This is a genomic window from Thioalkalivibrio sp. ALMg11 (genome assembly GCF_000377905.1).
Taxonomy (GTDB): Bacteria; Pseudomonadota; Gammaproteobacteria; order Ectothiorhodospirales; family Ectothiorhodospiraceae; genus Thioalkalivibrio.
Map to the genome: position 1 here is coordinate 141,211 of NZ_KB898876.1, position 14,185 is coordinate 155,395.

The 14,185-nt window shown below is 66.3% G+C and carries 11 protein-coding genes; 4 read left to right on the forward strand and 7 right to left on the reverse strand.

Features of this window, described 5'->3' with window-relative positions; all coding sequences use genetic code 11:
- Positions 1-169 precede the first annotated feature (169 nt).
- Positions 170-1,639 carry an amidohydrolase family protein gene (locus tag D578_RS0111360; protein ID WP_018950065.1) on the forward strand — a complete coding sequence of 490 codons (1,470 nt, stop codon included), beginning with the start codon at positions 170-172 and terminating at the stop codon, positions 1,637-1,639.
- Between the two features lie 302 nt (positions 1,640-1,941).
- On the opposite strand, the gene D578_RS0111365 is transcribed toward D578_RS0111360, so the two are convergent.
- The 5 genes from D578_RS0111365 to D578_RS0111385 form a co-directional block, all read right to left on the reverse strand.
- Positions 1,942-2,274 carry a cupin domain-containing protein gene (locus D578_RS0111365; RefSeq protein ID WP_018950066.1) on the reverse strand — a complete coding sequence of 111 codons (333 nt, stop codon included), beginning with the start codon at positions 2,272-2,274 and terminating at the stop codon, positions 1,942-1,944.
- A 50-nt stretch (positions 2,275-2,324) separates the two neighbouring features.
- Positions 2,325-3,599: a hypothetical protein gene (locus tag D578_RS0111370; RefSeq protein ID WP_018950067.1), complete on the reverse strand. Its 1,275-nt coding sequence runs from the start codon at positions 3,597-3,599 to the stop codon at positions 2,325-2,327.
- A 463-nt stretch (positions 3,600-4,062) separates the two neighbouring features.
- Positions 4,063-4,731 carry a cytochrome c gene (locus D578_RS0111375; protein WP_018950068.1) on the reverse strand — a complete coding sequence of 223 codons (669 nt, stop codon included), beginning with the start codon at positions 4,729-4,731 and terminating at the stop codon, positions 4,063-4,065.
- A gap of 210 nt (positions 4,732-4,941) precedes the next feature.
- On the reverse strand, positions 4,942-5,844 hold the full coding sequence (locus tag D578_RS0111380) for a complex I NDUFA9 subunit family protein (protein ID WP_018950069.1): 903 nt from the start codon (positions 5,842-5,844) through the stop codon (positions 4,942-4,944).
- Between the two features lie 290 nt (positions 5,845-6,134).
- Positions 6,135-6,614, reverse strand: coding sequence for a hypothetical protein (locus D578_RS0111385; RefSeq protein WP_018950070.1), 480 nt, complete (start codon positions 6,612-6,614; stop codon positions 6,135-6,137).
- A 224-nt stretch (positions 6,615-6,838) separates the two neighbouring features.
- Between D578_RS0111385 and D578_RS0111390 the strand changes: the two genes are divergently transcribed.
- Both D578_RS0111390 and D578_RS0111395 read left to right on the forward strand, forming a co-directional pair.
- Positions 6,839-7,405: a DUF99 family protein gene (locus tag D578_RS0111390; RefSeq protein ID WP_018950071.1), complete on the forward strand. Its 567-nt coding sequence runs from the start codon at positions 6,839-6,841 to the stop codon at positions 7,403-7,405.
- 156 nt (positions 7,406-7,561) lie between these two features.
- Positions 7,562-8,296 carry a DUF72 domain-containing protein gene (locus tag D578_RS0111395; RefSeq protein WP_018950072.1) on the forward strand — a complete coding sequence of 245 codons (735 nt, stop codon included), beginning with the start codon at positions 7,562-7,564 and terminating at the stop codon, positions 8,294-8,296.
- 4 nt (positions 8,297-8,300) lie between these two features.
- Here D578_RS0111395 and D578_RS0111400 read toward each other — a convergent pair whose 3' ends face one another.
- Positions 8,301-9,539, reverse strand: a complete 1,239-nt coding sequence (locus tag D578_RS0111400) for an MFS transporter (RefSeq protein WP_018950073.1) — start codon at positions 9,537-9,539, stop codon at positions 8,301-8,303.
- Positions 9,540-9,973: 434 nt separating this feature from the next.
- On the reverse strand, positions 9,974-11,506 hold the full coding sequence (locus tag D578_RS0111405) for an L-lactate permease (protein ID WP_026289314.1): 1,533 nt from the start codon (positions 11,504-11,506) through the stop codon (positions 9,974-9,976).
- Between the two features lie 212 nt (positions 11,507-11,718).
- Between D578_RS0111405 and D578_RS0111410 the strand changes: the two genes are divergently transcribed.
- Positions 11,719-14,175, forward strand: a complete 2,457-nt coding sequence (locus tag D578_RS0111410; protein WP_026289315.1) for an EAL domain-containing protein — start codon at positions 11,719-11,721, stop codon at positions 14,173-14,175.
- Positions 14,176-14,185: the final 10 nt, after the last annotated feature.

Here is a 14,185-nt window from a genome sequence, read left to right on the forward strand (position 1 = left end):
GTCCGACATCGCCGTCACGGCGCATCTGCCGACAATGTTTCCAAAGAGACAAAGGGATGAGAATGAGGGTCAAGGATGCACTCATCCCTGCTAATCTGAACTAGGGATCGGGCGGCTCGGACGTCTCCCGGTGTTTACTGGTCAGCGGCCTTGCCCAAGGAGGCCAGTGATGCGCGAGCCTGTCCACTCCCACCCCTGCTGCGGCACCGAACACCCCGGGGGCACGTCGTGCCTGTGCGGCCGGCCGGAGACCATGCGCGCCATGCAGCGTATCGAGGCGGACATCAGCCGCCGGCGCATGCTGGGAGGCATGGCGGCGCTAGTGGGCATGTTCGCCGGGTTCCGAGTAGCGGCCGGGCCGGATGAGCGGCCGGGCCTGCCGGATCGCCCCCTGCTACTGGTGAATCTGCGGCTGTTCGATGGCCAGTCCCCCCATCTGAGGGAAGGCGTGGCGGTGTTGATCCAGGGTGAGCGGATCGTCGATCTGATCACGCCGGACGCGGCGCCCGAGGATGTGCTGCGTGTGGATTGCGGAGGACGGGTGGTGATGCCCGGACTCATCGATGCCCACTGGCATACCACCCTGGCGGGAGTGGACATGCGCACCGCCCTGACGGCGGATCCGGCCTACATTCACCTGCAGGCGGCGCGCGAGGCGCGGGCGACGCTGATGCGTGGCTTCACCACGGTGCGCGACGTGGGCGGCCCCGCCTTCGCTCTCAAGCGCGCCATTGACGAAGGCGTTACCCCGGGGCCGCGCATCTACCCCTCCGGCGCGATGATCAGCCAGACCTCGGGGCACGGTGATTTCCGCATGCGCCATGAAGTACCGCGCACGGCCCTGTCCGGCCCCACCCAGACGGAGCTTTCCGGGGTGTCGGTGATCGCCGATGGCGCCGACGAGGTGCTCCGTCGCGCGCGGGAACAGCTCATGCTGGGCGCAAGCCAGATCAAGCTCATGGCTGGTGGCGGTGTGGCCTCCCTCTACGATCCCCTGGATAGCGTGCAGTACACCGAACGGGAGTTGCGCGCGGGTGTCGAGGCTGCCAGGGACTGGGGCACCTACGCCACGGTGCACGTTTACGTGCCCGCAGGGATCAAGCGCGCCATCCGCGCGGGTGTCGGCTGCATCGAACACGGCCAGCTGGCAGACGAGGAGGCGGTCCGCATGATGGCGGGCGAGGGCGTCTGGTGGAGCCTGCAGCCATTTCTCCAGGACGAGGACTCCAACGTTTACCGGGATCCGGAACAGGTGGCGAAGCAGACGCGGGTGGCCAGGGGTACGGAACAGGCCTACGCGTGGGCACGCGAGCATGAGGTACAGACCGCCTGGGGCACGGACATCCTGTTTGCCCCCGACAAGACCCATACCCAGGGGCGTCAGCTGGCCAAGATGACCCGCTTCTACGAACCCCTCGAGGTACTGCGCATGGCCACTGGGGACAACGGCCGCTGCCTGGCGTTATCCGGGCCGCGCGCGCCCTACGGCAGCGGTCTGGGGGTTATTCAGCCCGGCGGCCTGGCAGACCTGCTGGTGGTCGACGGGGAGCCGGAGCGGGATCTGTCCTTCCTGGCGGAGCCGGAGAACTCGTTGCGGTTGATCATGAAGGGCGGGCGGATGTACCGGAACACCCTGTGAAGTTGTTCCCGGCAGGGCTAAGAATCCTACCTGCGGATGTAGCAGGTCGGCGGATTGGCGGCGGATGGGCAAAGGGCAAGGTTCGACCCCGGGCATTTCGGCTGGCAGTGGATGGGCAAAGGGCAAGGTCAGCCCCGGTCATCTCGTCTGCGCGAGGATGGGACTCGGGGGGCGGTCTACTCGAGCGCGCAGAGGCAGTCGGTTCCGTCTCAAGCAGGCGCTGAGTGGCGCCCGGGCCTGGAACCGGCCCGGTGCAGTCCGGGATGGTGGCGTGGAATCACGCCAAATATCGGTTGATCTGGCTATCGCGGGTGGTAGATGGTCACCAGGACTGACGCGTCTTCCAGCGCCTTGAGGGCATGGGGCTGCCCCCCATCCAGATAGATCAGGGCGCCGGCGGTGAGTCGCTGGACCTTGTCTTCCCCGATACGGAAATCGACCGAGCCTTCCAGGCATTGGATCGTGATCTCTCCGGGTACGGCGTGATCACTGAACTCTTCGCCTTTGGGGAGCACGACGCGGAAGACTTGCAAATGCTGCGAACGCAGCAGCGTTGCACTTTTTGACCCGCGCAGTTCTTTCCCCAAGGGGCGAACGTCCACGATCTCTCCGGGTGTGGCGTGGTGCAATGCCATGTTGTGCTCCAGCAGTTTTCTACAATCTACAATGGCGGGGCGCGCAGGCCTCAGCGGAGTGGGCGCACCTCGGCGATGTCGGACAGCGCGATTGGCACGACCATGTAGCCGCTGCCGAAGCGTCGGCGCACACGGATGTGCTCCTCCTCGATTCTGAGCAGTTCGCCATCGCGGGCGCGCCCGTCGGCGAGCTGGATGCGGATATTGCGGCCGATGTGGTCGCCCAGTGCATTCAGTGCGATGTTCGGGACATGCGATGGGTCGGGTGCCGTGGCCGAGGCGGCCGGGCCCGTGTTCAAGTTCGTATTCTCGGTCGTAGTCGGCCTGGCGGGGCCCGGAGCGACGGAGCGCAGATCCACTCGCCCGTAGTGTTTTCCCGCCACGGTCAGGCTGGACTCGACCCGACGTAGCAGGTGGGTCGGGGTGTCGACGTTGGCCCAGAGGAGCGCCGGATTGTCGATCGGGCCAATGCGCAGCGAAATGTCCTTGGGGTCCTCGATGAAGCGGCTGTAGGCATCGACCATGCCGGGCCCGGGCTGCACGCCGAAGGGGCGCCAGGCCTCGACCCAGGCGCCTTTGTGGTGCTCGGTATACTCCTCGAGAGCCATCTCCATCTCGTTCGCGCAGAATTCCATCAGCGCCGGATAGTACCCCCGGTCCTCGTACCCCATCGTCAAGGATTGTAGCGAGGCGGTCATTAGCGCCGGAGCGAGATCGCGGGCCCGGTTCGAGGCGGCCTGGATGTCGAAGCGTCCGGTGGAGGCGCCCTGGCCCAGTGGGCCCATGCCGAACGTGCTGTGCACGGTCAGGCTATTGTGGTCCTCTTCGAGGTGGTATCGGGCGCCGAAGTCCAGCGGGATGTCGTGATAGCCGAGTGCGGCCATCAGGGCGTCCGGCGGGGCGGCTTGATAGGCCCCGCAGCCGGCGGTGTCGAGCCACAGCGCAGGCGTGTCGCCCTGCGCGCCTGCGGCGATGCCGGCCGGGAGGGTCAGGCCGTTCACCGAAAACCCGAGCTGCCGCGGCAGGCGTCGGGCATCCAGCGTGTGCCGAAGCCGGGCGAGCCGCCACAGGTTGCCGGCCTCCAGCGTGATGCGGTCTGCCCGCATGCGGCCGATGGCCCTGTTGTTGGGTTCAAACAGCAGCCCGTTTACGTGCAGTTCGCCCCCGAGGCCGATACCGACGTCGGAGTAGCGCAGCGTGCCGAGCGGCTCGAGCAGCTCCACCATGTCGTCGAGCTTCTGCTCGACCTGACGGACCTCGTAGTGGTAATACCCGACACCTGCGGCGGCGACCACGAGGCCGCCCACGATCAGTTTCCCTGGCATGTTCTCTCCCTGTTTTGACTCATCCGGGCCGCGCGATACCGGACCCGACAGCGGGATTGCCTTGTCCCGCGCCAACACGATAACCACTCCGGGATATTTCCGCACTACCGTGGAGACACGCACGCGTATGGGCTCTGCCTTCGGATTTGGCAGGCCGGTCGTATGGACGCAAGCAGGCGAGACTACGGGGTCAGATGGTGCCTTTTGCCTCGCGCGGGACGGGCCGTCCCAGGGGGTGACCGCAAGAGGCAAGGGCTGAGCCCGGGGCGCTGCGCGGGAGTCTGAGCGTGGACGAGTACCGTGACCTCGCCTGCTGGGTCGAAAGCGATTCTGGCCTGGGTAATCAGCTGGCCGAAGCCGCTGGCGGCGGGTAACCCTGTCGGCCAACCGTGAAGCCGAGCCCCGACGGCCCGGTGCCGCCGGGACTTGTTTCTGTCCGGGCGGCTGTCCCGCGGGAAAGGGGTTACTCTTCGCGGGCGGGAATCGAGGCGAAGTAGGCCGACACGGCGGCCATCTCTTCTTCCTCCAGCTCCTGGACGAGGCCCTGCATCAGTCCGGCCAGGGGGGTGTCGCGGGCGCCTTGCGCATAGGCCTGAAGCTGTGCCATGAGATAGCGCGGCGGCTGGCCGGCAAGCGGCGGCAGGCTGGGGTTGCGCACCCGCCCCTGTTCGCCATGGCAGGAGGCGCAGGACTGGATATTTCGATCCGGCAGCCCTTCGAGCGCAATCTCGCGCCCTTTTTCCACCAGGTCTTCCGGCACCCGGTATGGCCCGCCCGCCGGTTCCAGCTCGGCGTAGTGGCGGCTGACCGCCTCGATCTCGTCATCGTCCAGATGCTGGGCGATCTGGGCCATTGTGGCATTCGGGCGCTGGCCTTCCCGGTAGGCCGTCATCTGCTCGACCAAGTAGGCCTCCGGGAGCCCCGCCAGGCGCGGGAATGGGGGCTGTGCCTGGCCCTGGCCCTGTTCGCCGTGGCACTGGATGCAGGCGGTCGCGCCGCGATCATTGCCTTCCTGTGCAATTTGGGCGCCCGGGTCGTCCTCGGCGACGGCGGCGCCGCCCAGCAGCCACAGGGCGGTTAACAGAGCGAGTGGCCGGGCAGTGATTCGGTCGAAGGTGTGCGCTCGTGCCATTGGATCACCACGATTTCATGACTTCATATTCAGGAACATAGGGTGGTTTCAACGATGGTGCAATTGCGGTGCGCATTTGTTGGGCGTGTGAGGGGTGCGCCGCCGGATGTTGCCGCGGTCCGGGGTGCCGCATCCCCGAACAGGAAGAGCGAACAGGAAGAGGACACCCACCTTCCTGGATTTCGCACGGCGCGGCGGCGCATCCGGGAATCATTCCGCCGGGAGGCAGTCCGGAAGGGAATCCTCCAGCCTGCGGGGTGTGATGCCGAGGTCGGTGAAGCTTCCCGAATTTTCGCCGGCGACATTGTCCTTCTGCATCAGGAAGATCTGGTCCCGGGTCAGGGGTGCGTTCGGCAGCAGCGAGCCGAGCCGGGCCAGTGCGTGCCAGAGCGCGAAGGGCACTGGCACCATCGGGCGCTGGCGCTCCAGGTGCGCCAGTACCAGAGTCAGGATCTGGCGGTACGTCATGATGTCGGGGCCAGCGAGTTCGAAGACAGAGCGTGCGGGCGGGGTGGCGGCGAACAGCCTGGCCACGGCGCGGGCGATATCGGCCACGTGCACCGGCTGCAGGCGGGTCTCTCCGCGGCCGAACAGGGGGATGACCGGCAGGCGCGTCAGGCCGGCCAGGTTGCGCAGGAAGGCATCATGCGGGCCGAAGAGCACGCTGGGACGCACGATCAAGGCGTCGGGGAACTCGCGGATCACGGCCGACTCGCCTTCGGCCCTTGCGCGTATATAGGCGGAGCGCGATTCGCTGTCCGCCCCGATCCCGGAGATTTGCACGACTCGCGCCAGGGCCGCGTCGCGCGCCGACCGGGCGAGGCGGGCAGCGCCTTCCACGTGGATGGTGGTGAAGCGGAGATCGCGTTGTTCCACATACAGGCTGACCGCGTTCACCACGCCGGTGGCTCCCTCGATGGCCCGGTCGACGTCGGCATCGTCACGGATATCGGCGCTGCAGTGCGCCACTTGGGCGTGTTGTTCCAGTGCGGCGGGTAACGTCGCCCGGCGGGAAGCAATCCGCACGTGGTGTCCGGCATCGATCAGTTCGTGCACGATCGCGCTGCCGAGAAAGCCGGTGCCGCCGAATACCGTGATCAGGTCCGGGCGCATGGCGAGCCCCCTTTGAGCGATTCGGACGGGCGCCCGATGTGGGGTGTCCAAGGTCAGCCGCCCAGGTCATCTACTGGGTGAGACCGCGTGGAAGTACGAAATGTCCCGGGATGCCGTCGATTCAAGGGGGGGCTGCGCCTGCTGGGATCGACCAGGAGGCTCTTGATCGATCCCTGATAGCCGGAAACATTGCTGCCGTCCCTGCTCAGGGGGCATCACTTGCTGGCAGGGAGGGGGCGACATGGCCCCCCGAAGCAGTTGATCGCGGACTGATTCGGTCAAGTATCCAGTCAGCGCGTGCGCTGACAGCCGGCCAGCTGCACGGCCCAGGCGTCGAGCAGACGCTGACGCACAGTGGCATCGTCGTCGCGCTGCAGCTCCTCGCGGCTGGCATTGAAGGTGCGGGTCATCCAGCCGTCCTCGGCGGCGCACTCGACCCGAATCTCCCAGCCGTCGTCGTGCGGCTCGACATCGAACGTGTAGGTCCCCAGATGCAGTTCCTCCAGCAGGCCGCTGACCATCTCCCGCGCCCGGGAGAACTCCTCGACGGATAACGTCATCGTGTCGTCCCTCATGTTGCCGTGCAGCCACTGTTCGAAGCGGCGGATGGCGTGCTCGAACTCCGTGCGGTAATGCGCGGCCGGGGGGTGATTGCCCGCGCCGGCCAGCGCTTCGCGGTAGATGCTCAATGTGCGCTCGACCCATTCCCGCGTTGCGGGCTCGCCGTCACGTTTGACCAGGAAGCGGATGCGCTGCAGTTCGTCTGTCACGGTCTGCTCTCTGGAACGGGGCCTGTATCTGCCATGATGTAGGGTATTGCGGGCGCCCGTGCAAGCGGTGGCCCTTCGAGGCGGGTCCGCTATGGTCCGCCGGAGCGGGACGGGCCGCTGCCGGGGGAGCCCGCCCCGAGTGCGTTGCGGGTCGGCGAGGCGTGGGCGGACACCAGTGGAACTGTGAAGCGCCGCGGCGCGGGAGGCGGCAGACCGGGAAGCGGATGCACGAACGTCTTTCACACGTGGTGGGTTTCGATGATGCGCCGTTCGCGCGGCAGCATCGAGGCGACGTGCGGGTGGTCGGTGCGGTATTCGCCGGGATGCGGCTGGACGGCGTGATCTCGACGCGGGTGCGCCGCGATGGAGTCAACGCCACCGCGCGTCTGGCTGAATGCCTGCTGGGCAGTCCGTTTGCACCGCAGCTGCACGCGATCCTGTTGCAGGGGATCACCCTGGCCGGATTCAACGTGGTGGATCTGCAGGCGCTGCACGCGCGCACCGGGTTACCGGTCCTCGCGGTGACGCGCCACGCACCCGATCTACCCGCGATTCGCCGTGCGCTGCTCGGGCATGTTCCAGGGGGCGCGCGCAAGTGGCGGCTGATCGAGGCCGCCGGCGTCATGGAACCGCTGGCGGGGTTGTATGTGCAGCGCTGCGGGCTGAGTCGCGAGGCGGCGCAAAGGCTCCTGGAAGACCAGCGAGTCCATAGCCGGTTGCCGGAACCGCTGCGGGTGGCTCACATGATTGCGGGAGGCGTGACGACCGGGGCGAGTCGTCACCGTCCGTGACCGGGGGCGCGAGCCGTCCGGGAACGGGCGGACATTGGGCCGCCCGCTTTCGGCACGCGACTCCACTGCAGGAGCACAGGCGAGATTGTGGCACCCTCGGGTAGGGCGCCGGGCCTGGCGCTACGCTCGTTGCAGGCAAGCCTGAAGGAGGCCTCGATGGCCCGTGTGTATGTCGGGACGTCCGGCTGGAACTACCGAGCGTGGAAGGACGACTTCTACCGCGGGGTGCCGCAGCGCGAGTGGCTCGCCCACTGTGCGCGGTATTTCAGCGGGCTGGAGATCAATGCCACCTTTTACCGCCTGCCCGCGAGTACGACCGTGCAGCGGTGGGCGGAGCAGACGCCGCCGGATTTCGGCTTCGCGATCAAGGGCAGCCGGTTCGTCACGCATATCCACCGATTGAAGGACGCCGGGGACCCGGTTCGGCTGCTGCGGGAACGCATGCAACCGATGGGGGACCGGCTGCGGGCGATCGTGTGGCAATTGCCACCGAACTTCGCGGTGAACCGGGAGCGTCTAGAGGCGTTCACCGCCGCGCTGGGGTTCTGGCCGGAGGTGCGGCATGCGATCGAGTTCCGCCATCCCAGCTGGTTTACCGAGGCGGTGGCGGGGCAGCTGGACGCGGCCGGAGTGGGGATCTGCCAGTCCGATGCCCCGGACTGGCCGTGCTGGGAGACCGTAGCGGGTCCGCTGGCCTACTGCCGCCTGCACGGCCATACCCGCACCTATGCCTCGGCCTACAGCGACCGCCTGCTGGACCAATGGGCCGACCGCGTGCGGCAGTGGCTGGCGCAGGGGCGCGAGGTGCATGTCTACTTCGACAACGATGCCGAGGGGGCCGCGCCCCGGGACGCCCAGCGCCTGATCGAACGGCTGCGGGATGCAGCCTGACGGTTCAGGCATCTGCCTCCGCGCGGTGGCGGCGGTACAGCCGCAGGGCCGTCAACCCGACCAGCAGCGAGGCCAGTCCACCGATCATGAATACATGTGCGGGCGTGGCTCCGGCCGGCCCGGTGAGCAGCCAGAAAAGGACCGGCGCCACCAGCATGGCGGAGAAGGCCAGGAAGTTGCTGGCGGCGATGAAACGACCGCGCCGGTCGGCGGGGCTGTGACCCTGCAGGTAGGCGGTGATCGGCACGATGAAGAATCCGGAGGCAATGCCTAGCAGGGCCATCAGCATCAGCGTCGCGGGGTAACTGTCGGTGGCGAAGTACAGCAATGCGCTGATCAGGGCCGCCGCGATCATGCCGGCCGGGGCATGGTGCATGGCGATGCCGCCACGCGACAGGTAGCCGGCAAGGATGCTGCCGGTTCCGATGCCGAGCGCCAGCGCGGTCAGGATGATGCCGGTCGCGAGCTCGCCCAGCTCCAGATGGACCTCGGCGAACAGTGGGACGTTGAGTTGGTACAGCGTGCCCAGAGCCCAGAACCATGCGATGCCGAGGATCACCATGAACAGGACGCGTTGCGGCCGGATCTCGGTGACCGACTGCATGACGGTCGCGAACGGGTTCAGGCGGAACGGCGCGGGGTTGTCGGTTGCCAGGGTCGGGGCGATGAACAAGCTGGTCACCAGACCGGTGACGGACAGCGTCACGATCAGTGCCGCCGGGACCCAAAGCGCCTCGCCGGCGAACTCCATCACGAAGCCGGCCAGCGCGGTGCCGAGGATGATCGCCAGGAACGTCCATAGCTGGATGTGCCCGTTGGCGCGCGATAGCTGCTGGTAGCGCACCAGCTCCGGCAGGATGCCGAACTTGGCCGGGCTGAAGAACGTGCTCTGCAGGCCCATCAGGAAGGTGGTCACCAGCAGGCCGGGGAAGTTGTCGGTGATCAGCATCAGCGCGGCGGTCAGCAGCACTGCGGCCTCGGCCATGCGGGTGCAAACGATCACGATCTTCTTGCTGTAGCGGTCGGCGATGTAGCCCGCCCAGGGCGAGAACAGCACGAACGGAAGCAGGAACACGAAACCGACCAGGCTGTAGTAGAAGGTGCCTTCGCCCTCGGCGACGAACTCACGGATGGCGATGAAGATGACCACCAGCCGGAAGAAGTTGTCGTTGAGGGCGTTGATGAAGACCGTCGCCATGTGGGCGACGAAGCCCTTCCTGCGGATGTCCGAGGTCTCGGTCATGGGATCTGCGTCCCGGCGGGGTTCTTGAAAGCACTATAGGTCAGGTTTGACCGCAAAACGGGGGCGGAACACGCGAAATGGCGAAAACAGAGATGAAACGAGGATAAAGCGGGTGTCATTGGCGCTTAAAGCCGCGATTTCTGCCGTCGAATGGGTATTCCAGGGAGGGGCCCATGCGACGAGCCCATCGCCACTACGTGCCGGGTCATGTCTGGTATGTCACCCGCCGCTGTCAGAAGCGGGAATGCCTGCTGAAGTTTGCCCGGCAAACACGGCCGGCAAACAAGAGGACACCCATGACCTTGTTTGCGGACTGCATCGTCGGTTTCTGCAGTGAGTCCCGGATGCACTCGACCCGAGGAGAAAAAGCGGACACCCATCATCTTCCATGAGCAAGAATTCACGTGGGCCGAGCTCATATGGCACTCCCGCGCCTACCAGGCGAGCGCCAGCAATCCGGCCCCGAGGCAGACCACGATCACCGGGATGATGGTCTCGCGGATCACCTGACCCTCGCGTGCTTGCAGGCCGGCGGCCCCGGCCGCCATGGCGATGTTGTGCAGCGAGATCATGTTGCCCACCCCGGCGCCAATCAGTTGCAGGGCGAGTACGGTCGGGAGCGCCATGCCCAGGGCATCGGCAGTGTCCGCCTGGAGCTGGGCAAACAGCAGGTTGGAGACGGTAGCACTCCCGGTCATGAACGAGCCCAGGGCACCGAGGAAGGCGCTGAACATCACGAAGGTCCCGCCCAGCGATTCCGCCAGGCCCTGCCCCAGCACCTGTGGCATCGACGGCAGGCCGGCCGCGTTGGTGCCGGAGGTCAGCAGGAGCTGGGTGAGGGCGATGATGAACGCCAGCACGATGGCCGCGACGCGCAGCTTGCCCCAGGTGGCGGTCACCGCCTGACCCAGCGTGGCCCGGCTTACGCGAAACAGGATCAGCGCGGTGAGCAGGGCCAGGCCAAAGTAGAAATAGGGTGTGTACAGCGGGGCCAGGCTCTGCCCCAGCTCGATGCCGTTGAACTCGCCCGGCGACCAGCGCACGGACTGCAGGGCCTCGCGCAGCGGCATGATGGTGCGCGAGGCGATCAGCGCCACGGCCATTACCGCGAACGGCACAAAGGCCAGGAGCACGCGCCCGACTGGGGCCCGCTCGACCTCTGGGCGCCGTTCGTGCCCAGGTAGCAGGAAGCCGCGCTGTGCCGCCAGGGCAATCACCGCCATTGCCACCACGCCGCCGATGATCGATGGCAGTTCCGGCCCCACCAGCCAGGCGACCAGCAGATAGGGGATGCCGAACGCCAGCGCCGATAGCACGGCGAAGGGCACGAACTCGCGGAAGCGCCCGCGTTCTTCGCCCAGCGTGGCCACCCAGACCATGAATAGCGTGATGAACGGTGCGAGGACGGTGTGGATGAGCGCCGTCTGCAACACCGCCGAGCGGGTGGTCTCCGCATCCAGGCCGAGGCCGGCGAAGCCGATGATCACGGGTGTTCCGGCCGCACCGAAGGGGACGGCGGTGCTGTTGCCGATCAGGGCGATGGCGACCGCCTTCAGGGGCCGCATGCCGAAATACACCAGCAGCGGTGCCGCCAGCACCGCGGGGGTGCCGAAGCCGGCGATGCCCTCTACGAAGCCGACCAGCCCCCACCCCAGCAGCATGGCCAGAACCCGGTGGTCGCGCGAGACGCTGGCGATCACTGACTGAATGGCCGCCATATGGCCGGTGCCGATCATCACGTTCAGCACCAGAAGTGCCATCAGGATGATCAGCAGGACCTCCACGAAAACGATGGCGGCATCCAGCAGGCTCGCTACCAGCACCGTCCCCGATATCTGCCAGACCAGCACGGCCAGCACCAGCGTGGCGAGATAGGCGATGGGTGCCGCTTCAAAGGCCGGCCGCCGCAATGGCACCAGCCACACGAACAGCAACACGAACGGCACCAACGTGAGCCAGAACAGCACGATCACCCCTTCCGCACGATGCGAGTCGTCATCCTAACCCGGGGCTCGGTTCGGGCATAACCGAACCGGGTTGCCACAAGGCCCCTCGGCGTTATGCCCCGCGAAGAGCCGTTTGGTCGAGCAGCGTCCTGGAGGTCAGGGCTGGACGCTCGGCCCCATGGGCCGTGGATACTTGTCTATAGTGACGCTGAACTGCTCACGTCCGGGTCTACATGATGCATAACTCCGAAACCCAGTCATCCGGGGGCGTGTCGGATGCCCTTGATACGGATTTCTTGAAGAAGCTTCCAAAGGTGGTCGATGACCTCAGGGACCGCTGGTACATCGTGCGCCAGCGCGGGTTCCGGCCACAGGACGTGATGGATGTCCGGAGCATAACGCGGGCTTTGGTGAGTGGCCTGACCGGCTCGGCAATGGATGACTCTTTCACCACCGCTCGCCGGATTGATGAGCGTCTGACGCAGTATGCGGCCACTACGGTGCGTCCCAATCCGGCCGATCTCGAGACCATTGGAGCCCTGGTTCTGCGGCTGCGCGAAAGCGTGCGGGGCGAACTTCCGCTCGCCGCGTACGACGCCGAGGCGGCCGCGCCTGCCCCGACGGTCCAGCGGCCTCTGGTGTGTCTGTTCGGGGCGGATGCTTCGCCGGAGAGCGGGACCGCCTTGCTGCTGGGACTACACGGTTATGCGGTTCTTGCGTGCGCCGATGAGGCGGCCCTGCCGCATCCGGGCGAGTCGACTGCACCCGACGTGATGCTGGCCGAACTGGCGGCGATGGACGACGCTGAACTGTCGCGGCTTGTCCATCTGCGTGACGGTTCGCTGCCGGGCGTGCCGCTGGTCATCCTGGCGCCTGTCAACGGAGGGCCAGGACAGGCAGAGCTGCATGTGCTCCGCGCCGGTGCCGATGCCCTGCTGAATCGGCCCGTGACGGACCTGGATTTGGTGGGGGCCATACGCGGGCTGGTGCAGGACGACTTTCTGACCCCTTACCGGGTGCTCATGCTCGGCTCGGACGACGGGTCTGTCGAGGAGCCGGCGGCCATGTTGCGGCAGGCCGGGCTGGAGGTAGGTATCAGCATGGACCCCCTGGAGGTCGTTGATCGAGTGGCGGATAGTCGGCCGGAGGCGGTAGTGATCGCCGGGTCTTTGCCGGGGGTCACCGCGGAGGAGATCGGCCGCCTGCTGTTTCCCCACGACATGTCTCTGGACATCCCCCTGTTGGCCCTGGGTGTGCCGGGGGCACCGGATGGCTCACCCGGCAATGGGATGATCGACTACCTGCCGCCCGCCAGTACCGATGCGGACATCGTCTGCCGGGTTCGTGCGCGGGCTGCATGGCACCGCCGGATTCGGTCGCGGGCGCACGGCCAGGCCGAGAGTGGTCGAGCGCCGACGCTGGTGCATCCCCTGGAGTTTGAGCGTCTCGTGTTATGCCATCTCGACTGCCTTGATCCTGCGCAGGGGACCGCGGTGGTCCTGCAGTGGGCGTTCGACGACCCCGGGGCGCTACTCGCCCGCCTCGGTCCGATCGACTATCAGCAGACTCGCAACCAATTCGTGCGCCGGATTCGCGAGGCCATGCGACCGGGCGATCTGGTAGTGAGCCATGGCGAGGCGGGCTTGATTGCGACTGCTCAACGCAAGGACGTGAAGGAGATCGTTGAACTCGCGCGCCGTTTGCACGAGTGGACCCCCGGTGCCAGCGTGTCCGGTCTCCCGGGCGGAACCATTGCGGCCAGCATCGGTGTCGGACAGGTGGTGTGGGAACGTCCGCTCAAGGCTCTGGACCGTGCAATCGCGCTTTGTAGCGAGGCCCGCAACAGTGGCGGCAACCGGGTGCAACTTGATCCGGAGTTGCTGACCCCGGATCTGGAGGTCGAAGAGCGCAGTCACTGGCGGCGCACTATTGCCCATGCCATCAAGGAAAAGCGACTGTTCCCGGTCTTTCAGCCGATCGCAAACATCAGCGGATCCGATCAGATCGAACGCCATGAGGTGCTCCTGAGAATCCGCGAGCCGAATGGGCAGATCCTGTTGCCGGGACAGTTCGTCGAGATGGCGGAACGTCTCGAACTCGACCGTCATCTCGATCGCTGGGTCATCAGTAACGCCCTGGCGATCCTCAGTGCCCGGACCGTGAGCCATCCACAATCCCGGTTATTCGTGAAGATGTCTCGCGGCTCGCTGGGCGATTCGAGCTTTTTGCCCTGGCTGGGCAAGAGTCTTGCCGAGCACCCGGTGTGGCCGGGAAGCCTGGTTCTGGAACTCCGCGAGGGCGATGTCCTGGGTCGGCTGGACCAGCTCTCGGCCTTTGCTGATGCGCTCCGAGACATGGAGATCCGCATTGCCCTGGAACACTTTGGCGCCAGTACCGATGCCGATACGCGCCGTATGCTTGCCGAAATGCGGCCCGACTACGTCAAGATCGCGCGGGAACTCACCGTGGGGCTGCATCACTCCGCCACGTCTTCGTTACGGCTCAACGGCCTCCTGGGTCAGGCAAAGGAGGTCGGTGCCTACACCATGGCCAGCTATGTGGAGGATGCCGATGGTCTGGCCTTGTTGTGGCAGGCCCAGATCGACCTGGTTCAGGGGAACTTCATCCGGCAGCCAGAGGAAGAGCTGCGTTACGAACTCGAGTTTCCAGGCCTGGACGACGCGGGCTGATCGACTCGGT